The sequence below is a fragment of the Echinicola sp. 20G genome (genome assembly GCF_015533855.1).
Taxonomy (GTDB): domain Bacteria; phylum Bacteroidota; class Bacteroidia; order Cytophagales; family Cyclobacteriaceae; genus Echinicola.
This window is the reverse complement of record NZ_AP024154.1, coordinates 173,293-194,125: the sequence shown is the minus strand read 5'-3', so window position 1 is coordinate 194,125 and position 20,833 is coordinate 173,293. Positions and strand designations below refer to the sequence as shown.

19 protein-coding genes and 1 other RNA gene are annotated in these 20,833 nt (G+C 39.7%); 8 read left to right on the top strand and 12 right to left on the bottom strand.

Annotated features, from left to right (window positions below):
- Nucleotides 1–275: 275 nt before the first annotated feature.
- Entirely contained in the window at nucleotides 276–2,690 is a 2,415-nt protein-coding gene (locus JL001_RS00940; RefSeq protein ID WP_200974290.1) for a thiamine pyrophosphate-dependent enzyme, read from the top strand.
- A 59-nt stretch (nucleotides 2,691–2,749) separates the two neighbouring features.
- Here JL001_RS00940 and JL001_RS00935 read toward each other — a convergent pair whose 3' ends face one another.
- A complete protein-coding gene (locus JL001_RS00935; protein ID WP_200974289.1) occupies nucleotides 2,750–3,421 on the bottom strand; it encodes a hypothetical protein in 672 nt (223 codons plus the stop codon).
- Between the two features lie 75 nt (nucleotides 3,422–3,496).
- Here JL001_RS00935 and JL001_RS00930 point away from each other — a divergent pair, with 75 nt between their 5' ends.
- The gene (locus tag JL001_RS00930) at nucleotides 3,497–4,501 is read left to right on the top strand and encodes an acyl transferase (RefSeq protein WP_200974288.1); all 1,005 of its coding nucleotides are present in this window, start codon (nucleotides 3,497–3,499) and stop codon (nucleotides 4,499–4,501) included.
- A 187-nt stretch (nucleotides 4,502–4,688) separates the two neighbouring features.
- On the opposite strand, the gene JL001_RS00925 is transcribed toward JL001_RS00930, so the two are convergent.
- Nucleotides 4,689–5,846, bottom strand: coding sequence for a sigma-54 dependent transcriptional regulator (locus JL001_RS00925; protein ID WP_200974287.1), 1,158 nt, complete (start codon nucleotides 5,844–5,846; stop codon nucleotides 4,689–4,691).
- A gap of 24 nt (nucleotides 5,847–5,870) precedes the next feature.
- An RNA gene (gene rnpB, locus JL001_RS00920) (RNase P RNA component class A) lies at nucleotides 5,871–6,293 on the bottom strand.
- A gap of 135 nt (nucleotides 6,294–6,428) precedes the next feature.
- Between rnpB and JL001_RS00915 the strand changes: the two genes are divergently transcribed.
- Nucleotides 6,429–6,992, top strand: a complete 564-nt coding sequence (locus JL001_RS00915) for a DUF3109 family protein (RefSeq protein WP_200974286.1) — start codon at nucleotides 6,429–6,431, stop codon at nucleotides 6,990–6,992.
- A gap of 36 nt (nucleotides 6,993–7,028) precedes the next feature.
- Here JL001_RS00915 and JL001_RS00910 read toward each other — a convergent pair whose 3' ends face one another.
- Nucleotides 7,029–7,994 (bottom strand): NAD-dependent epimerase/dehydratase family protein, encoded by a 966-nt coding sequence (locus JL001_RS00910; RefSeq protein WP_200974285.1) that lies wholly within the window; start codon nucleotides 7,992–7,994, stop codon nucleotides 7,029–7,031.
- Nucleotides 7,995–8,369: 375 nt separating this feature from the next.
- On the opposite strand from JL001_RS00910, the gene JL001_RS00905 reads away from it, so the two are divergent.
- A complete protein-coding gene (locus tag JL001_RS00905) occupies nucleotides 8,370–8,987 on the top strand; it encodes a hypothetical protein (RefSeq protein WP_200974284.1) in 618 nt (205 codons plus the stop codon).
- A 282-nt stretch (nucleotides 8,988–9,269) separates the two neighbouring features.
- Nucleotides 9,270–10,361, top strand: a complete 1,092-nt coding sequence (locus JL001_RS00900) for a hypothetical protein (protein ID WP_200974283.1) — start codon at nucleotides 9,270–9,272, stop codon at nucleotides 10,359–10,361.
- Between the two features lie 71 nt (nucleotides 10,362–10,432).
- On the opposite strand, the gene accC is transcribed toward JL001_RS00900, so the two are convergent.
- The 8 genes from accC to JL001_RS00860 all read right to left on the bottom strand — a co-directional run bounded on the left by accC (nucleotide 10,433) and on the right by JL001_RS00860 (nucleotide 17,614).
- Nucleotides 10,433–11,782, bottom strand: a complete 1,350-nt coding sequence (gene accC / locus JL001_RS00895; protein ID WP_200974282.1) for an acetyl-CoA carboxylase biotin carboxylase subunit — start codon at nucleotides 11,780–11,782, stop codon at nucleotides 10,433–10,435.
- 30 nt (nucleotides 11,783–11,812) lie between these two features.
- The gene (gene accB, locus JL001_RS00890; RefSeq protein WP_200974281.1) at nucleotides 11,813–12,286 is read right to left on the bottom strand and encodes an acetyl-CoA carboxylase biotin carboxyl carrier protein; all 474 of its coding nucleotides are present in this window, start codon (nucleotides 12,284–12,286) and stop codon (nucleotides 11,813–11,815) included.
- A 103-nt stretch (nucleotides 12,287–12,389) separates the two neighbouring features.
- Nucleotides 12,390–12,953 (bottom strand): elongation factor P, encoded by a 564-nt coding sequence (efp, locus tag JL001_RS00885; RefSeq protein ID WP_192011194.1) that lies wholly within the window; start codon nucleotides 12,951–12,953, stop codon nucleotides 12,390–12,392.
- Nucleotides 12,954–12,977: 24 nt separating this feature from the next.
- Nucleotides 12,978–13,976, bottom strand: coding sequence for a beta-ketoacyl-ACP synthase III (locus JL001_RS00880; protein ID WP_192011195.1), 999 nt, complete (start codon nucleotides 13,974–13,976; stop codon nucleotides 12,978–12,980).
- A gap of 315 nt (nucleotides 13,977–14,291) precedes the next feature.
- Entirely contained in the window at nucleotides 14,292–14,483 is a 192-nt protein-coding gene (gene rpmF, locus JL001_RS00875; protein ID WP_015264052.1) for a 50S ribosomal protein L32, read from the bottom strand.
- A gap of 18 nt (nucleotides 14,484–14,501) precedes the next feature.
- Nucleotides 14,502–15,074 (bottom strand): DUF177 domain-containing protein, encoded by a 573-nt coding sequence (locus JL001_RS00870; RefSeq protein WP_200974280.1) that lies wholly within the window; start codon nucleotides 15,072–15,074, stop codon nucleotides 14,502–14,504.
- 74 nt (nucleotides 15,075–15,148) lie between these two features.
- On the bottom strand, nucleotides 15,149–16,171 hold the full coding sequence (gene pdxA, locus JL001_RS00865; RefSeq protein WP_200974279.1) for a 4-hydroxythreonine-4-phosphate dehydrogenase PdxA: 1,023 nt from the start codon (nucleotides 16,169–16,171) through the stop codon (nucleotides 15,149–15,151).
- A 6-nt stretch (nucleotides 16,172–16,177) separates the two neighbouring features.
- The gene (locus JL001_RS00860; RefSeq protein WP_200974278.1) at nucleotides 16,178–17,614 is read right to left on the bottom strand and encodes a M17 family metallopeptidase; all 1,437 of its coding nucleotides are present in this window, start codon (nucleotides 17,612–17,614) and stop codon (nucleotides 16,178–16,180) included.
- Between the two features lie 54 nt (nucleotides 17,615–17,668).
- Here JL001_RS00860 and rsmA point away from each other — a divergent pair, with 54 nt between their 5' ends.
- From rsmA to JL001_RS00845, 3 genes are read left to right on the top strand one after another with little or no spacing between them, the layout of a single operon-like run.
- Nucleotides 17,669–18,451, top strand: a complete 783-nt coding sequence (gene rsmA, locus JL001_RS00855; RefSeq protein ID WP_200974277.1) for a 16S rRNA (adenine(1518)-N(6)/adenine(1519)-N(6))-dimethyltransferase RsmA — start codon at nucleotides 17,669–17,671, stop codon at nucleotides 18,449–18,451.
- Complete coding sequence (gene mgtE, locus JL001_RS00850) at nucleotides 18,439–19,806, top strand: magnesium transporter (RefSeq protein ID WP_200974276.1); 1,368 nt, start codon at nucleotides 18,439–18,441, stop codon at nucleotides 19,804–19,806. Before rsmA ends, mgtE begins: the two co-directional genes overlap by 13 nt.
- A gap of 48 nt (nucleotides 19,807–19,854) precedes the next feature.
- Nucleotides 19,855–20,790, top strand: coding sequence for a 2-hydroxyacid dehydrogenase (locus tag JL001_RS00845; protein ID WP_200974275.1), 936 nt, complete (start codon nucleotides 19,855–19,857; stop codon nucleotides 20,788–20,790).
- Nucleotides 20,791–20,833: the final 43 nt, after the last annotated feature.

Here is a 20,833-nt window from a genome sequence, read left to right as displayed (position 1 = left end):
AACCAATGTTTTTTTGATGTTTTTTATTTTGTCTATATTTTTCTGAAAATTGACATTCATTTAAAGGAAGTTGTGATAAATTTAAAAATATGTAATTTTGATGCCTTTTTATGATTATCAGAATATTGTTTTAATTGACTTGTTGTTATATGTATTTTTTGAAATTTTTTATTGTGGTTGACGTTTTATACTTTAGTGGAATATTTGTATAAAAGCTAAAAATCAGTATTTTTGGAGTACCTTGAAAAACCCAATATAGCTGTTAATTTATAAATATGATAGAAGTGGAAACGTTACCTCAAAATAAGGTTAATCTTAAATTAGAAAAAGACCAGATTTTATTTGATTACAGAATTGTTCAACAAAGCCGCCAAGCTTCCTTGATGGGAAGAAAGGAGGTCTTTATGGGCAAAGCGAAGTTTGGAATTTTTGGTGACGGAAAGGAGTTGGCGCAAGTGGTTATGGCCAGGTATTTTAAGGACGGAGACTTCCGTTCAGGTTACTATCGGGATCAAACATTTATGTTGGCCATTGAAGAGTTGAAACTTCAGGAATATTTTGCACAGCTGTATGCCCATGTAGATGTGAAAGAAGAGCCTGCCTCTGCGGGAAGATTGATGAATGGTCACTTTGCTACCAGGTCATTGAATGATGATGGGAGTTGGAAGGATATCAGGAATGTAAAAAATTCTGCTGGAGATATTTCACCCACCGCAGGTCAGGTGCCAAAGCTTGTGGGCTTAGGGTATGCCTCTAAACTTTTCAAAGAAAACAAAGAACTTCAAGAGATTGAAGAATTCAAAGGCTTAGGTCAGGAGATTGCCTGGGGAACTATCGGAAATGCTTCTACAGCAGAAGGAATGTTTTATGAAACCATCAATGCTGCCGGAGTACTTCAGATTCCAATGGTAGTTTCGGTTTGGGATGATGAATATGGTATTTCAGTTCCTAATAAATACCAAACAACCAAAGAAAGTATTTCAGAGGCCCTGTCAGGTTTTCAAAGGGATGAAGAGAAGCCCGGTCTTGAAATCATAGTAGTAAGAGGTTGGGATTATGAAGCTTTGCACCAAGCTTATGAAAGGGCTGAGAAGTTGGCCAGAGAAGAATTTGTACCTGCTTTGGTACATGTCATTGAGATGACCCAGCCTCAAGGTCATTCCACATCTGGTTCTCATGAAAGGTACAAATCCAAAGAAAGACTTCAGTGGGAAAATGACCATGACTGTATCTTGATGTTCAGGTCATATATTTTGGATAATGAGCTTGCGACAGAAGAGGAACTAGAGGAGATCGACCGTGAAGCGGTGAAGTTTGTGAGAGAGCAAAAAGAAAAAGCTTGGAAAGCATTTTCAGGAAGTATCAAGGAAGAATTGAACGATGCAGTTCAGCTGATCAAGTCTGCCGCGCAAAATAGTGGGCAGATTTCAGTACTTAACCAGTTAGCCGATGAATTGTCCAAAACGCTCAACCCGATCCGTAAGGATGTTAATGGTGCGGTTAGAAAGGCATTGTGGTTAATGAGATTTGATCAATCTGAGGTGAGATTTGAACTTAAAAACTGGTACGAAGATCAAAAAGAGAAAAACCATGGCAGGTATAACAGCCATCTGTATTCCGAATCCTCTGAAAGTAACCAGAAGGTAAATGTAATTCCAGCAGATTATTCAGATGATGAACATTTGGTAGATGGTAGAGAAGTTCTTCAGGCTTGCTTTGATAAGATGCTAAGTAGGGATCCAAGGGTTTTTGCTTTTGGCGAAGATGTAGGTAAGATCGGTGATGTGAATCAGGCTTTTGCTGGTTTGCAGGCTAAGCATGGAGAATTGAGGGTGACAGATACTGGTATCAGAGAAACTACAATCATTGGACAAGGGATTGGGGCGGCGCTAAGAGGTTTGCGTCCGATTGCAGAAATCCAATATTTGGATTATTTATATTATGCTTTGATGACCCTGACGGATGATCTTGCAAGTCTTCACTATAGAACTAAAGGAGGTCAAAAGGCACCTTTGATAGTAAGGACAAGGGGACATAGGTTGGAAGGTGTTTGGCATTCGGGTTCACCAATGAGTGCGATTTTGGGAAGTTTGAGAGGTTTATTGGTTTGTGTACCAAGAAATATGACACAAGCAGCAGGAATGTACAATACTTTGCTTAAAAGTGATGAGCCTGCTTTGATGATTGAATGTTTGAATGCTTATCGTCAAAAGGAAAAAATGCCTCTCAATGTTGGGGAATTTACCGTTCCGCTTGGTAAACCAGAGATTCTTCGAGAAGGTAATGACATTACATTGGTGACTTATGGTGCCATGTGCAGAATAGCTTTGGATGCTGCAGAGCAACTTGATGAGTTAGGTGTGTCAATGGAGGTGATTGATGTGCAAACACTATTGCCTTTTGATGTACATCATTCGATTATAGATTCTATAAAGAAAACCAATCGAGTGATATTTGCTGATGAGGATGTTCCTGGTGGAGCAACGGCTTATATGATGCAGAAAGTACTGGAAGAACAAAAAGCCTATTATTTGCTGGATTCGGAGCCTGTTACTGTTGCGGCTAAAGCGCATAGGCCAGCCTACTCTTCGGATGGAGACTATTTTTCCAAACCAAGTTCGGATGACTTGGTTGAGAAAGCGTATGAAATCATGAATGAGGTGGATCCTGTAAGCTATCCTATGTGGTGATTGAACCAGTACCTAATTATAAAATAAAAGAGAGGCTGCCTTGATAGGCAGCCTCTCTTTTATTTTGATATTTGATCCAATGTGAACTCTGGAGTGGATACTGTATTGCTTTTGTTTAAGGCCCGGTCTTGAATTTGAATATCAAGTCTAACAGTGTCATTTCTGAAAATGGACCTCCAACCAGAAGATCTCATAGAGTATTTTATTGTTCCTTCAATAGCCCTTTGGTTGTCTCCTTCCAAGATGACTGGAAATCGGCCATTGAAAGTAGTGTAGTAAGGAGGGTCAGACCATTTGAACTCAGTAAATGTTCCGTTTCTCTTGATAAAGAATTGGATAAATATGTTGCTGAAATTGGGGTTTTGTTTCACCCAAATCGTGTCCATTACTTCTACATTGTCCACGATAGGGTCTATCACCCAATCAATAGGGTTGTAAGATGGTGCTTCTGACGGGCGGTTGGCATAAGTAATCAGGTTGCCTTGGCCATCTCTCTGATATTCCAAAGGATGGAATGGAGGATTGATGTCTCTGGCGTCCAGCCCTAGATCTCCTTCGGCATCTCTAAATTTAACCGAAACTAATAATGAGTCGATAGAGTTGTCCAATTCAACATAGGAAATATCAGCAAAACTGATTTCAGGAACTGTGGGGAAATTATCAGGTGGAGACACACAGGCTCCCAATAAAAAAGTTAAGATCAAGACATATATATAGCTTTTTGCTTTCATATTGCTTGTGAAAATTAATTATAAGTATGGCAATCCTAAATTTGCTTAAATTTGTCCACTATAGATAATAAAACGATGAATTATTTCAAAAGTTTTTCAAGCCAATTGGAAAGTATGAAGGTGGCTGACTTTGAAAAATTGGCTTTGGATCTTTTTCAATTTCAAGCAAAAGAAAATGCCATCTACAGGTCTTATTTGGAGGCTCGGGGAGTAGATTCTAAAGCGGTGAAAAAAGTGGAAGAAATCCCTTTTTTGCCTATTCAGTTTTTTAAGAAATTCCCGGTTGTTTGTGGTAAAAAAGATGATTTCTCTTCTTTTTATTCTAGCAGTGGAACCACAGGTCAAATTACGAGCAAGCATTTCATTTGGTCCGAAGAAACTTATTTAAAACACGCAGAAAAGATATTTGAAGATTTTTATGGTGACTTAAGGGATTATCACATTTTAGCCTTATTGCCTGCGTACTTGGAAAGAAAGGGAAGTTCATTGGTGGCCATGGCAGATTATTTTATCGAGCACTCCCGTTCAGGGGACTCAGGGTTTTATTTGTATAATTATAAGGCTTTGATCGAGAAGCTTCATGCTTTAAAAACTCGGAATGATGGAAGAAAAGTGCTGCTTTTGGGAGTGACCTTCGCTCTGTTGGATTTGGCAGAACAATTTAATGATGTGTTTCCAGAAATGGATAATCTTATTGTGATGGAAACAGGTGGGATGAAGGGTAGGCGTAAAGAGATGATCCGTGAGGAGGTTCATGAGATACTAAAGAAAGCTTTCAAGATAAGTCAAGTGCATTCAGAATATGGTATGACCGAATTGATGTCCCAAGCATATTCAAAAGGAGATGGGAAGTATGTTTTGCCTCATTCCATGCGTATTTACCTTAGGGATATCAACGATCCTTTGACTTGGACAAGAAGAAATCAAGGAGGAATAAACATTATTGATTTGGCGAATTTCCATTCTTGTGCATTTATAGAGACACAGGACCTGGGGAGGTATCAGGAGGATGGGACACTGGAAATTCTAGGTAGATTTGATAATAGTGAGATTAGAGGGTGTAATTTAATGGTGAATTAATTTTGTATTCCTTACAGAATTGGACATATTTGATTTATAACAAATTAATTATCATGAGAAAACTAGCAGCTATTATTTTGGCTTCCTGTCTTTTAGCAATGGGAGCATGCGCATCTAGCAAGCCATGTCCAGCGTACGCCAAGGCGGTGGACAGTCAAGAAGTGAAAGGATAAAAAAATACGCTGATTTAATAATCAGCGTATTTTTTTATCTCTTCCAAAGTGATGGTCTGGCTGCCTAGGATAACCAGTCTTTCCACCACGTTCCTTAACTCACGGATGTTCCCTGTCCATGGGTATTCCATAAGTTTCTTTACTGCTTTTTCTTCTATATCTTTTTTAGCAGTACCATATTCCTTTGCAATGTCACCAAGAAATCTATCTACCAATAAAGGAATGTCTTCTTTTCTGTCCTTAAGAGCAGGGACCTGAATAAGAATTACGCTGAGACGATGGTAAAGGTCTTCTCTGAAATTATTTTCTTCGATCTCTTTTTTAAGATCTTTGTTGGTTGCAGCCAAGACGCGAACATCTACTTTGATGTCTTTGTCACCGCCCACTCTTGTGATCTTATGCTCTTGTAATGCTCGTAAGACTTTGGCTTGAGCGGAGAGACTCATGTCTCCTATTTCATCAAGGAAAATAGTTCCACCGTTCGCTTGCTCGAACTTCCCTTGCCTTTGTTTGTTGGCAGACGTGAAAGCTCCCTTTTCGTGTCCAAAGAGCTCACTTTCTATTAATTCAGAAGGGATGGCTGCACAGTTAACCGCGATAAAAGGGGCACTGTTTCGGTTGCTTTTTTTATGAAGCCAATGGGCTACTAGCTCCTTTCCAGTACCATTAGGGCCAGTGATTAACACCCTGGCATCAGTAGGAGCGACCTTCTCTATAGTGTCTTTTACTTGGTTGATGGCTTCTGATTCTCCCACCATGTCCAGTTTTTTGGAAAGCTTCTTTTTAAGGACTTTGGTTTCTGTAACCAAATCCTTTTTCTCCAAAGCATTTCTTACGGTGAGCAGAAGCCTGTTTAAATCCGGAGGTTTTGGGATGAAGTCAAAGGCACCCTTTTTGGTGGCTTCTACAGCAGACTCGATAGAACCATGGGCGGAAATCATAATGAACTGAGGTTGTTTGTCCATTTGGCTAACCTTGTCCAAAACTTCCAGTCCATCCATTTTAGGCATTTTGATATCACATAAAACTAAATCAAAATCCTGGGATTCGATCATTTTTAGCCCTTCTGTACCATCTTGGGCTTCATGTATGTCGTAATTTTCGTATTCTAAGATTTCTTTTAATGTAGACCTGATGACCTTTTCGTCATCAATAATCAAGATTTTTGGCATAGAGTGATTATTTGGTTAAAAGTGTAAAAGTGCAAGCCTGTAAGCCGGGTTCTGTTTCTGTGCCGATATTTACCGGCAAGATACTTGTCATTTATCTAGCCCAGATTTCACAATCTGGATCTATCGATCTACCCGCCCCGGTTTCCTGATTATGGACGAGTCCAAATCAGAATTGAACGAGCAGCTCTTGGACCGGGGCCTATTTGATCTTTCAACCCATAAGGTTTGCCATGCAGTTGCGGTCACCCGAAACCCGGTGGGCTCTTACCCCACCTTTTCACCCTTATCCCAATAGCTATCAGGACGGTTTGTTTTCTGTTGCACTGTCTGTAACAAGGTCGTCACCAACCTTGCCCCTTCCCGTTAGGAAGTATGGCGCTCTATGTTGCCCGGACTTTCCTCCAAGTAGATTCCTGAGAATTCCTTGGCGACAAGTCGGCTTGCACCTTGCAAAATAAGATAAATTCTGCTGATTTAAGAATTTTACAATCGTATTTGTTTTGATTAGCCGCGAAAGCGGGGCGTTTGTTGCAGATAAGCTGTTTACTTTTCCTAACTTTGTGCAGGAGAAAAGACAGTGTTATGATATTAGTAGGAAATGCCGTGCTCAGTGATGATCTAAAAGAGCACTTTTTCGTTTGTAATTTAGAAAAATGTAAGGGAGCTTGCTGTGTGGAAGGAGATGCCGGCGCACCACTTGAAGATGATGAAACCAAGATATTGGAGGAAATTTATCCAAAAGTAAAAAAGTACATCACTGAAGAAGGGAGAAAGGTAATTGAGGAACAAGGAACTTGGGTGATTGATAGGGATGGAGATAAAGGTACCCCCACGATAGGAGACAATAGAGAGTGTGCTTATGCCATAATAGATGAAAGAGGAACATTGAAATGTGGGATTGAAGAGGCCCATATCAATGGAGATATTGATTATAAAAAGCCAATAAGCTGCCATTTGTATCCTGTAAGGGTGACAAAGTATGATGAGTATGATGCGCTGAATTATGATCGCTGGGATATCTGCAGTCCTGCTTGTGGTTTAGGAAAAGAACTTAATGTTCCTATTTATAAGTTTGTCAAGGATGCTTTGATAAGGAAATATGGCGAAGCTTGGTATGAAGAATTGGTGAGGGATATTGAAAGCTAGTTTTCTTCAGAGCTCAAATGATCGGACGACCTGTTTTTAAGTGTAAAGCAGGTCGTCTTTGTGTTTAACTAGAGATGGATGGTCCAAGCGGATTATTCTTCTGATTCCTTCTATATAAGATGTGGGTTTAAAGAAGAATAATTCCTCGAATTTTGAACTGTCAAAAATATAAGGGCGATCATATTGGTAGATCATTTCTGATAATTCCTTCATAAAAGGAACAAAGACTCCTGAGGTCTTGAAGAACCATTTTGGGATAACTTGATATTTTGGAATGTTCCCCATTTCTTTTGCTACCATATGAATCCATTCCTTGCCTGTTGGTGGCTTGGAGGCTGTAGGGAGGTGCCAAGTCTGATTGAAAGCATCAGGGGTATTGCCCAACAAAGCAGTAGCTTTACCGGCATCAGGTGTGTAAGTGAAGGAGTGGGCTTGATGAGGATCTGCCAGCCATTTGGCAGAATTTGATCTTGATAATGGTTTAAAAACCATTTCAGTTAAGATGCTTTTTAATGAAATGGAAGGCCCATAAAAATCAGCAGATCTAGCAATGAGGGCATCGATGTTTCCTTTTGCAATGTGCTCGAGAAGTAGTTCTGTAATTTTAGCCCTGATATGACCTTTCTTGCTAACAGGCCTGAAAGGAGTGTCTTCTGTCATGTGCCCCATACACGTGGGGTCGTACATGTAGACATTATCAAAAAAAACCAGTTTAACATTTTCTTCCCTGCATGCTTCGATCACATTGTTCATTACTTTTGGCCAAGCCTTTTCCCAAATTTTCAGTTTGTATCGAAACCCAACAGTCAAATAGGCAACAGTTGATCCTTTTAGGGCATTTTTGGTTTGGCCTAGATCAAGTAAATCAGCAGAAAAGGTTTGGTCTGCCTCATTCACTAATACGGGATTTCTACTTACCAGACGCACCTTTTCCGTATAGGTACGAAGTTCTCGAACCAATTCATTTGCTATAATTCCTCCTGCTCCAAGTATAGTTTGCATAGGCAAGAACGATTTGGTGGTAGGTTATATTAAAGATACCAGAAAATGCTAAAGATGGTTTATAATCATGGGATAATTTAAGTTCATGCCAATTTGTCTTTAAAAGAAATTTCAGTCTCATGGAAGTGTATGACTACGGTTTTTTGAAGTACTTTTTTTAGATATAAAAAAGGTTAGGTAAAGATACCATCCATTAATTCAACGAATTAGGAGTAAGGCATCTGGTTAATTTTTTTGTTTTTAGGTGTAAAAGGTTTGGAAAACGTAATTTCAGATTATTATTAAAAAAACGTAGTTTATGTACTTAAAATTGTATTTTAAATTTATAATTTTACTATATTAGTGTCGTTGAATGAATCGTAACTAAATAAAAATATGATGAAGAATTTTTTAATGCCCAAATACCTGCTTTCCGTTATTATGATCGGAATTACATTAATAAGTACCTCTTGTGATCACTTTGATCCCCCAATTCCAGATAGATCAGAAGATACAGAGCCTGTTCCAGTGGAAGAAGGTAAATGTTTTGTGACTGAATCTGCTTGGGCAATTGGTTTTCAATATCCAGGGACTGAGGATAATGCGCGTTATATTGAGGTGCCAGCCTATAATGTGAGCCATATCGGTAATGAACAGATCAAGTGGGTATATTTAGAATCTGTAAATTCAGAGGAGTATATTGGAGCGGTTAAATTTAAGGAGTTGGAAGCAGCGGATATTCCAGAGGGGGGAATGCCTGGCGAATATGTTAGATTGATGGTAAGAATTGATGATGACAACTGGTATTTTGGTTCAGATGTTGAGAATGTAAAAGTGCAAGGATTTGATGAGGCTCCTACAATTGAGGATTTGGATCCTGCGAAATTTACCACTCACAGTGGTGTCGCTGAAGTAGCTACGGGAGTTGATTGGGAATATTATGAAGTTATCTTAAAAAGGTTTCCTTATTATTCTATTTATGTGGGGGCAAAACTACAGATAGAATGTGATTAATATTCTCAAAATAAATCATTTAAAACGCATTATTCCATTATAATCCTGCCATGGTGAGAAGTTAAATAAAGTATCTCTACAAAGATATTTTATTTAACGTTCTTCTATTGGGTGTTTGAAATATGTTTGTAAAATATTTACTTTTTCATGTTGTTAGTTTTGGATATCCACTGTTTATATAATTCAATCTCATTTTTCCTTTAATTCATATATTTTGAATTTAAAATGCATTTTTTTGTATTTAAGTTATTTGTAGATTGTGTAAAATAAACTCAAGTAACTATGAAAAATTTATATGCCGCTAAATTACCAAACAAGGTTTGGAGTTTAGCTCTTGCTGCTTTGTGTGTGGCATGTAGTCAATTTGATAACAAGGATATTGATGTTCAGGAAGGTCTAAATGTTTTTTCAGTCGTCACCAATGCGGAAGTAAAAAGCAATCCAGAATGTGCGGGACCTTACGGTGTGGTTTTGGAAAGTGTTACTGGAATAGGTGAAGGGAATTATGAATGGATATGGAGTGTTGAGAACCCTAACCCTGGTAATGGTTCAGGTGGAACTGTCCAAAACTTAAGTCACTGGAACATTACATTAGGTACTTGCGCTACTTTTGAAGATGTTGTTAGTGCAAGCACAAGTACGGATGGAGAAAATTTCACGCCCTTTGATCCTAGTTACCAACCGGATGGATCATTAAACACTTGTGGAGACCCTTCGAACGGAGCATCTGTTTTTAAATTTGATGTAGGTACCTCAGGTTCTTCCAAAACCTATTATAAACTAGTAGTTAACAGGCAGTTTGAGGTTGATTTAAACGGGACTGCTTATTATAAGTCCGGAGCTATAACAGGATGTGGAGAGTTTTGTTTTCCAGGCTTGGGTTGTGAAGTTGATGAAGAAACCTGTTATCAAGATGAGACTGCTTGGGCATGTGGTCCTAGGTACACAAAGAAGGGGAATTGGGCCATGTACATTGAAGTTCCAGAATACGATGAAAACGTTCCAGTAGGGCAGGATATCAAATGGGTTTACTTACAAGCAGGAAATAAAGGACAGTATATTGGAGCTGTAAAGTTGAAGGAGCTGAGGAATGCAGATATACCTGTTGGTGCTAGCCCTGGTGAATTTGTAGAGCTTTTGATCAGAATAGATGCTCCATTGTGGTCTTTTGCCTTAGATGATGAGAATGTAAAAGTACAGGGGTATGATACCGCTCCTTCTGGAAATCCTGCACCAGGTCGCTTCTCTACTCTTAAGGATATGTCAACTGCAATGACAGGAGATGATTGGAAATACTACAGCGCTATTGTTCCGAGATATCCATTCTATGGGGTTCACGTGGATGTACAAAAAGAAATTCCTTGTGAGGATTAGCATAGCGTGATTTTGAACTTAAAAAGGTAAGCCGAATAATAGGCTTACCTTTTTAAGTTTAAATGATCGGATTAACCTTTAATCACAGAGAAATCAAAAGTCTCCAAAAACTTGGTTGTGAAGTTTCCTGCTTTGAACTCAGGGTCTTCCAATAAAGCCAAGTGGAAAGGAATGGTGGTTTTGATACCATCAATCACAAACTCTTCGAGTGCTCTTTTCATTCTCACAATAACCTCTTCTCTTGACTGTCCACTTACAATAAGTTTGGCAATCATAGAATCGTAATTTGGAGGAATGATATAACCAGCATAAACATGGCTATCAACCCTAACACCACGGCCACCGGGAAGGTGGAGGTTGTTGATCTTTCCTGGGCTTGGACGGAAACCATTGGCAGGATCTTCTGCGTTGATTCTGCATTCCATGGCGTAAAGCTTCGGGTAATAGTTTTGGCCAGAAATTGGAATTCCAGCCGCCACTTTTATTTGCTCTTTGATCAAGTCAAAGTCAGTAACTTCTTCGGTGATTGGGTGCTCTACCTGGATTCTTGTGTTCATCTCCATAAAGTAGAAGTTTCTGTGTTTGTCCACAAGGAATTCAATAGTACCAGCACCTTCATAACCTATGGCTTCAGCACCTTTGATAGCAGCCGTACCCATAGCCTCTCTTAACTCATCGGTGATGAATGGAGAAGGAGTTTCTTCTACAAGCTTTTGATGCCTTCTTTGGATAGAACAATCTCTTTCTGACAAGTGGCAGGCTTTGCCATTACTGTCTCCAACTACTTGGATTTCGATGTGCCTTGGCTCCTCTACAAATTTTTCAAGGTAGAGTCCGTCATTGCCAAATGCTGCTCCAGACTCTTGTCTGGCGTCATCCCAAGCTTTCTTAAATTCACTTTCTTCTCGGACAATTCTCATGCCTCTGCCACCACCTCCGGCAGTAGCTTTAAGAATTACCGGATAACCCATTTCTTTGGCAATTTGAACACCTTGTTCAATGGACTCCAGCAAGCCTTCAGATCCTGGTATTGTAGGAACACCTGCTTCTTTCATGGTAGCTTTAGCTGTAGCCTTATCTCCCATTTTGTCGATCATGTCTGAGCTAGCACCAATAAACTTGATGTTATACTCTTCGCATATTTTTGAAAATTCAGCATTTTCAGAAAGGAAGCCATATCCTGGATGGATGGCATCTGCATTGGTGATCTCGGCAGCGGCGATTATTCTAGGGATATTCAAATAAGACTCTCTACTAGGAGCTGCTCCTATGCAAACAGCTTCATCAGCGAATCTTACATGGAGACTGTCTTTATCAGCAGTGGAGTAAACAGCAACTGTTTTGATCCCCATTTCCTTGCAAGAACGAATGACCCTTAGTGCAATTTCTCCTCTGTTGGCAATTAATATTTTTTTAAACACGATTGATTACAGATTAATGAAAAAACAAGATTATCCAGCAGGGTCAACCAAGAACAATGGTTGGTCATACTCTACAGGGGAAGCATTTTCTACCAAAATCTTAACGATTTTTCCTGAAACTTCAGATTCAATTTCGTTGAATAGTTTCATAGCTTCAATAATACATACCGTTTGTCCTGACTTAATAGTGTCTCCAACGTGAACAAATGCATCCGAATCAGGATTTGGGGTGGTGTAGAATGTTCCAATCATTGGAGATTTTATTTCCACATAGCTTGACGTGTCAGCGGTTGGTGCAGCTGGAGTTTCAGCCGCAGGAGCAGGAGCTGCTGCAGGTGCTGGAGCAACTGAAGGTGCAACTGGAGCAGCTTCAACTGCTTTTACAGTTTGTACTTCAGAATTTTTCTTGATAGACAGTTTAAGTTCGTCTGTTTCGATTTTTACTTCGGCTAGGCCAGAGTTAGAAATAAAGTCTATAAGTTCTTGGATTTCTTTCGCTTTCATAATTTTGTTTTTTTCTTAAACTCTCAAAAAGTCAAGAGTCCTTTAATGGGTTTATAAAAACTGTAAAACCATGTAATTTAGCAAAATCACATAGCTTTAAAAATTATTTTACTCTTTCTGAATAGGAGCCATCTCTGGTGTCTACCTTAATCATAATGTCTTGATCCACAAACAAAGGAACCATTACCGTAGCGCCTGTCTCTAGGGTAGCAGGTTTCAATGCATTGGTCGCTGTATCGCCTTTGATACCTGGCTCTGTGTAAGTGATCATCAACTCTACAAAAGGAGGTAGTTCTACACCTAGTGGCGTATCTGTTTCGTCATGAATCAAGATGTCAACGATCTGTCCCTCTTTCATCAGGTCAGCTCTTTCTATGAGTTTTGCCTCAATAGGAATCTGCTCAAAGGTAGCGGTATCCATGAAATGGTATCCCATATCATCTGCATACAAAAACTGATGTTCCCTTCTTTCTACCCTGGCAGTAGTGACTTTTTCTCCAGCGTTGAAGGTTTTGTCTAGTACCTTTCCAGTGGTCAGGCTTTTAAGTTTTGTTCTTACAAAAGCGGCTCCCTTTCCTGGTTTTACATGCTGGAACTCCACGATGCTGTAGATGTCATGGTTAAATTCCATGCAAAGACCATTTTTGAAATCTGCAGTACTTGCCATATGATTCTTTTTGTGATTGTTTAATTATTTAGGATCGTATCCCCATTTAAGGTAAACGGATCCCCAAGTAAATCCTCCTCCAAAAGCGGCAAGGATCAAGTTATCTCCTTTTTTGAGTTTCGACTCGTAGTCCCAAAGGCACAAAGGAAGTGTTCCGGCCGTTGTGTTGCCGTATTTTTCAATGTTGATCATGACCTTTTCAGGTCCTACATTCATTCTATTTGCAGTAGCGTCTATGATTCTCTTGTTTGCTTGGTGAGGAACCAACCAGGCAATATCATCACCGGTAAGGTGGTTTTTCTCCATGATCTTTGCACTTACTTCAGCCATGTTAGTGACAGCGAACTTAAATACAGTAGATCCCTCCTGATAGGCATAATGTTCTTTGGCCTTTACAGTTTCAAGTGTTGCAGGATTTTGGCTTCCTCCTGCTTTGATGTGAAGATAAGGAGCGCCAGATCCATCTGAATGATGAATAGAGTCCATTACACCAAGCTCTTCAGTAGTAGGTTCAAGTAATACTGCTCCACCACCATCGCCGAAAATAATACAAGTAGTTCTGTCTTCATAGTTGACAATTGAAGACATTTTATCCGCTCCTACAACGATAACTTTTTTGTGCATACCTGTTTCTATAAACTGGCTTCCCATCGTTAGGGCATAAAGGAATCCAGAGCAAGCTGCAGAAATGTCAAAGCTATAGCTGTTGACAGCACCTACTTTATGAGCAATTACGTTTGCGCAAGAAGGGAATGGCATATCAGGGGTAACAGTAGCGCAGATGATAAGGTCAATATCCTCGGGGTTTGTGCCGGTTTTTTCCAATAATCCTTTGATGGCATTGGCTCCGATAACGGAAGTCCCTTGGTGCTCGCCCTTGAGTATTCTTCTTTCTTTGATTCCGGTTCTGGTAGTGATCCATTCGTCATTGGTATCTACCATGGTTTCCAGTTCTTTGTTGGTAAGGACATAGTCAGGAACCCATCCATGTACTCCGGTAATGACTGCTCTAGTTTTTTCCATTTAATTTGTGTTTTGGGCAAATGCTCACCAGTTAGGTGAGATGCTTTCAAATCATTTGCCCTTTAATTTTACTATTTTGAACCGTTTCTCTCTATAGTAACTGTATCAAAATAAATTAGGCTTCCAAAATTATTTAAAATGTGCTTTACCACCAAGTATTTTCACAAGTAGAATGCTAAATGAAGCATATTTGAAGCCATGCAGATCAAATGACCACTTGAGGTCATAAAAAAATCCATTCGGGTTCTCCCAAATGGATTTAGTATGTGAGTTACTTACGATTTTCGCAGTTGACTTAAGGTATTTTTCGCTTGCTTAAGCAAGTACTTCTTTTTCAATGATTACCTGTCCTTTGTAGTACAGTTTACCGTCTAGCCAGTAAGCTCTGTGAGGAAGGTGGTACTCACCTGTAGTAGGGCATTGTGCAAGACCTGGAGCGGTTAACTTGTAATGCGTTCTTCTCTTGTCTCTTCTGGTTTTCGAAATTTTTCGTTTAGGATGTGCCATCTCTATACAATTTTTAGATTAATCTTTTTTCTTAATATTTTTTAAAGCTTCCCATCTGGGATCTATTTGATCTTCTTTGCTACCTTCTGTGTCTCCCTCTTCAGGGTCTTCCTCAGATAGTTCGTCCGACCAATATACAAACTCGCCCGTACTGTCCAAATCTTCCTCATCCTCATCATCTTGATAATCAGGGTGGATTTTCTTTGCTGGTAAGGCAAGAATTACAAATTCATATATCAACTGGGCAATATTGATGCTCGGTGTGTCACGGGTAATCATGAAGATTTCTTCATTGATTTCCTGTTCTTCCGGGCCGTATTTGTAGATGATCTTTTCTTCCGAATGAAGAGGCTGGTTGAATTTTTCCAAGCTTCTATCACAGGTCAATTCTACAGAACCATCTATTTTATAAATTGCCTCTAGGAGATTAGCTTCTTTTTTTAGAAGCACAGTGACCTTTAGATCTCCCTTTTCTACTATGTCATTGTCTTTGAAATGATCAAAGAATTCATCACCTACTTCAAAAGAAAACTCATGCTTTCCTTCGTTAAGTTTGATGATGTCAATGTCGAAAGCTCTCCAGAATTTCACTATTCCTCCTGCTAATTTAAGACCGCAAATTTAGTGAACTATTTTATAAATATAAAATCTACCACTAATTTATTTTAATCATCTTCTTCCCAATCAGCCTTTTGGGAGATGATATCGTATGCTGTAAATATGGCTGAGCGCATAGAACCTTCATCGGCGATGTTCTTTCCGGCTATGTTATAAGCTGTTCCGTGATCAGGAGAAGTTCTTGTTATGGGCAAGCCAGCAGTGAAATTAACACCTGATTCAAAAGCCAAAGTCTTGAATGGAATTAGACCCTGGTCATGGTACATGGCCAATATTCCGTCAAATTTCTTTTGGTGCATCATGCCAAAGAAACCGTCTGAAGCATATGGGCCAAAGATCAAATGGCCTTGGTCTTTAAACTCTCGTATGGCTGGTTTGATGATTTCCTCTTCTTCTTTTCCTAATAGCCCATCTTCGCCTGCGTGTGGATTTAAACCCAAAACCGCTATTCTTGGTTTTTCTATGCCAAAATCCTCTTTGAGAGATTTTAACATGATTTTCAGTTTTTGCTTTATGCGTTTACCTGTAACATTAGCAACGACTTCACTTAAAGGTACATGTCCGCATACGAGCCCAACTCTCATGTCTTCAGCTACCATAAACATCATGCTGTCATTACTGTTAAATGCTTCAGTAAGGTATTCTGTGTGGCCTACAAATTTCAATTCCGCTGAATTGATGTTGTTTTTATTCAGGGGAGCAGTGACCAAAGCATCGATTTTTTCTTCTTTCAAATCCTTGATGGCATGGTCAAGTGAAGCCAAAGCCATCTTTCCTGACTCCAATGTTTCCACCCCCGGCATTACTTCTGGACATTCTTCCACTACATTGATCACATTGATTTTTTTGTGGTGGATTTCTTCTATGCTTCGTATTTGCATGAAATTGAAATCTTCCAGCTTAAGGTGCTTTCTATAGAAAGTCATGGCCTTGCCATGTGCATAGATGACCGGAGTGATTTGTTTTAGGATCCGGTTATCCATGAGGGCTTTCATGGTGACTTCCGCACTTATTCCATTGATATCCCCAATGGTAATACCTAATACGGGTTTATTTTTTTTATGATTCATGAGTGATCAATTAGAAATATTTTTCAAAAACTGAGTGATGAGCCTTACCCCATAGCCAGTTCCCCCAGCAGGTTTATAATCTTCCCCAGACTTGATGAAAGAAGGACCTGCAATATCGATATGGATCCAGTTATAGTCTATAAAATGCTCCAAAAATTTTCCCGCAGTAATTGCGCCTGCTGATGGGCCGCCCAAATTATTGATGTCGGCAATAGAGGACTTTAGTCCTTCTCCATATTCATCCCAAAGTGGGAATTCAACCAGTCTTTCGAAAACTTCTTGTCCAGCTATTTTTAAGAAACTTTTTTCTTCATCATATGCTTTTCCCATCATGACAGCAGCTTCCTTTCCCAGTGCTGCAGCTGCAGACCCAGTCAGGGTAGCCAAGTCAATTACCAATTTGGGATCATACTTTTTAGCATAAATAAGGGCATCCGCTAAAATCAACCTGCCTTCTGCATCTGTATTTAGGATTTCCACACTTTTACCATTGGCAAAGGTAATAATATCTCCGGGAGTGACGGCATTATATCCAGGCCTATTATCTGTGGCAGGGATCAGGCCAATTACTTCAAGTGGAAGGCCAAGTTGGGAAACTGCACAGATGGCACCGATCACGGCAGCAGCACCTGCCATGTCAGCTTTCATAAAGTCCATCGAATTGGCTGTTGGTTTAAGACTCAGTCCACCCGTGTCATAAACGACCCCTTTGCCTACTAAGATAACTGGCTTTTTGAATTTCTTTCCTGTTTTGGGCTTGTAATGAAGGATCGAGAAAGTTGGAGGCAGTTCACTTCCCGCGTTTACCGCCAATAGTCCTTCCATTTTCAAAGAAGCAATTTTGCTCTCATCAAAAATTTCTGTTTCGAACCCATAAGCTTTTCCAAGGCGTTCGATTTCAAGTCCAAGTTGGACAGCATTTAGGTGGATTACAGGCTCATTAACCAAGTTTCTTGCCTCATAAGTTGCCTTGATGACAGTCAAGAGTTCTTCAATATTGCCTTCCTCAATGATGTCGCAAACTACCTCAATAGTCTTGGGGGAGTTTTTCGGACTACTTTTGTATTTTGTGAATTTATACGAGGCCAATAAAACACCTTCCAGAAAGGCTAGGAAAAGCTTTTCTGATTTTCCGTAATAAAAAACTTTAGGTTGTTCAGTTTCTTTTAATGATTTCCAAGAAGTAGCTCCTGCTTTTCTGGCCAAATCCAGTTTATAGGCATTCTCATCGTGGTCTTTGCTTTTGAGAAAGGTCAAGTTTGTGTTTTCGTCAGACCAACTAAAGGACATTTTGTTCTTCTTATAAAGTTGATCCAGAATATAGGCTGACTTGGAATCTTCTATCGGAATGTTTTTGATATCATCTTCCTTTGATATAAAAACTACTCCTGTTTCATTGAGAAGATTTGTTGGAGAGTCTAGTAATCTTATGGCGGTTAGCATATATTGTCTTAATTTTGGTTGGCAATTTACTATAATTTTATCAGAGAACTAAAGATGGAGAAAGTCAGAGCAAAAAAGCATTTAGGCCAGCATTTCCTGACGGACTTGGGCATAGCAGAAAATATAGCCAAGGCGGTGTCTGGACATCGGGGGATGAAGAAGGTGTTGGAAATTGGGCCAGGGATGGGTGTTTTGACAGATTTTCTCCTACAGGAAAACTGGGATCTGTATTTGGTAGATATTGATAAAGAGTCTATTGCCTATTTGAATAAAAAGTACTCTCAGCTGGGAGATAAGATCATAGAAGCTGATTTTTTGGAACATGATTTTGGAAAGGTTATTGATGGAGAGTACATCATTGCCGGAAATTTTCCTTACAATATTTCTTCTCAGATTTTCTTTAAAGTGCTGAGTGAAAGAAATAAAGTGGTGGAAGTGGTCTGCATGCTTCAAAAAGAAGTGGCGAAAAGAATCGCTTCACCACATGGCAACAAAGAATATGGGATTTTAAGTGTGCTTTTGCAGGCGTTTTATGATATAGAATATTTATTTACTGTTCCGCCTGATGTCTTTGACCCGCCGCCGAAAGTAGATAGTGGGGTGATCAGGTTGAGAAGAAATGGGGTGGAAACCCTGCCTTGTGATGAAAAATTATTTTTTCGTGTGGTAAAACAAGGCTTTAGTACACGAAGGAAGACTTTGAGAAATGCTTTGAAGTCCATGGGATTGTCAGAGGAAATGCGGGAAGATCCAATTTTAGATAAACGTGCCGAGCAACTAAGTGTACAAGAGTTTATTTCACTAACCAATAAACTGCAAGCATCTTGGAAAAAATAAGAGAATTTGAACTCTCCAGAGAATACCTCGAGTCCTTAAAGGAGAGTGTTGAAGCGGAAGATATTGCTTTTATCCGTGATACTATGGATGGGGCCAATGAAGCAGATGTAGCTTCATTGCTTGATGAGTTAGACATGGAGGATGCCCTTTTTGTGCTAAGGGTGCTGGACAAGGAATTTGCGGCAGATGTATTGATTGAGCTTGATGAAGAACCTCAGTTCAAGGTAGTTCAGGAAATGGATTCTCCAGAACTAGCCTCATTGCTTGACCGAATGGAGTCAGATGATGCTGTGGATATCCTCCATCAGTTGGTGGTGAAAGATAGGGAAGAGGTCATCAGTTTCCTTCAAGAGAAAGAAAAATCAGGGCATATTCTTGAGCTGTTGCGTTATGAAGAAGGAAGTGCAGGTGCCTTGATGGCCAAGGAATTTATCAAAGCTAACCTCAACTGGACCGTGGTGCAAACCATAGATGAAATCCGCCGTCAAGCTGAAAATGTGGAAAAAATCTATTCCATTTATGTGGTGGATAATAAGGAGAGCCTGATTGGTAGAGTGGCTTTGAAGAAAATCATCTTGTCATCTTCCAATACAAAAGTAAAGGACATATACGAAGAGGACTTGATTTCTGTGCCAACATATATGGATGAGGAAGAGATAGCGGAGATCATGCGTAAATATGATCTGGAAGCTTTGCCAGTGGTCAATGCCAAAAATAAGCTGGTGGGAAGGATTACGGTCGATGACGTATTGGACGTGATTCGCGAACAAGCCGAGGAAGATATGCAGGCCATGACGGGTATTTCAGATGATGTAGAGGAGTCGGATTCCGTCTTTAGACTTTCTAAGGCAAGGTTGCCATGGCTTATGATCGGTATTTTTGGAGGCTTGATGGGCGCTCGTATTATTGGGATTTTTGATGAAGGTTTGAGGCAATATGTTGAGTTGGCTTCCTTTATCCCTTTGATCACTGCGACAGGGGGAAATGTAGGCATTCAGTCATCTTCCTTGGTAGTTCAGTCATTGGCAGCAAAATCCGTCTTTGCAGAGAGTATAGGAAAACGTTTTGCAAAAGTTCTTTTGGTAGCTGTCTTAAATGGAATCGTCTTGGCTTTGCTTGTTTTTGGAACAGTGGTGTTTGTATATGGAAACAAAGTGGAATTTGGTATTGTGGTGGGTTTGGCTTTGTTTAGTGTGGTTTTGCTCGCATCGTTTATGGGGACAGTGACCCCTATTGTTTTGGACAAATTTGGAATCAATCCAGCCATGGCCTCAGGCCCGTTTATTACCACTGCCAACGACCTTTTAGGATTGGCGGTTTATTTCCTAGTAGCGATGATGCTCCTGAAACTTTAATGACAAATCAGTAATAACCACTAAGTTAGTTTTTGAAAATTTGAACCAATGAAAATTTTAATTATAGATGAAATGCACCCTAGCATTACCCCACTTTTAGAGGAAGCTGGGTTTGAAGTAAATTACCGTCCTGAAATCAACAGAAAGGAAATATTGGAAGTTGTCGGTGAATATGAAGGGTTGATCATTCGTTCCAAAACCCCAATGGATGAGCCTTTGTTACAAGAAGCGACTAAGCTTAAGTTTATTGCCCGGGCTGGAGCAGGTCTTGATAAGATTGATTTGGATTATATTGCTGAAAATAATATTGAACTTTTCCATGCCCCTGAGGGGAATAGGGATGCTGTCGGGGAACACGCGGTGGCCATGTTGCTGTCACTTTTTAATAACCTTCATAAGTCAGATAGTGAAGTAAGAAAAGGGATTTGGGATAGGGAAGGAAACAGAGGAGAAGAGCTTCAGGGTAAAACTGTCGGGGTTTTTGGATATGGTAATATGGGCCAAGCTTTTGCCAGACGTTTAAAAGGTTTTGGTGTAAAGGTGCTGGCTTATGATAAATACCGAGAAAACTACGGGGATGAAAATGCTGATGAAGCTAGCTTTGAAACAATTCAAGAGCAAGCAGACATATTGAGTATTCATGTTCCGCTAACTGATGAAACCAGAAATTTCTTTACTACGAAAGTATTGAGAGGGTTTAAGAAGCCTTTTTATCTGATCAATACTGCCAGAGGGGAAGTTATCAGCTTCGATACACTTAATGAAACCTTGTCAGATGGAGTTTTGAAAGGGGCATTACTGGATGTACTGGAAAATGAAAAGCTACACACTTTGAGCAGTGCACAAAAGATGTCTTTCGATAGATTGGTGCAGCGAGATAACGTTATGTTCTCTCCTCATATTGCTGGTTGGACATTTCAATCCTATGAAAAAATCAATCAGGTTTTGGTGGCTAAAATCAAGGATAAATTCCCTCTTAGATGATATCAGGGCGTTTACAAATCTAAACCTTAAAATTGTATTATCG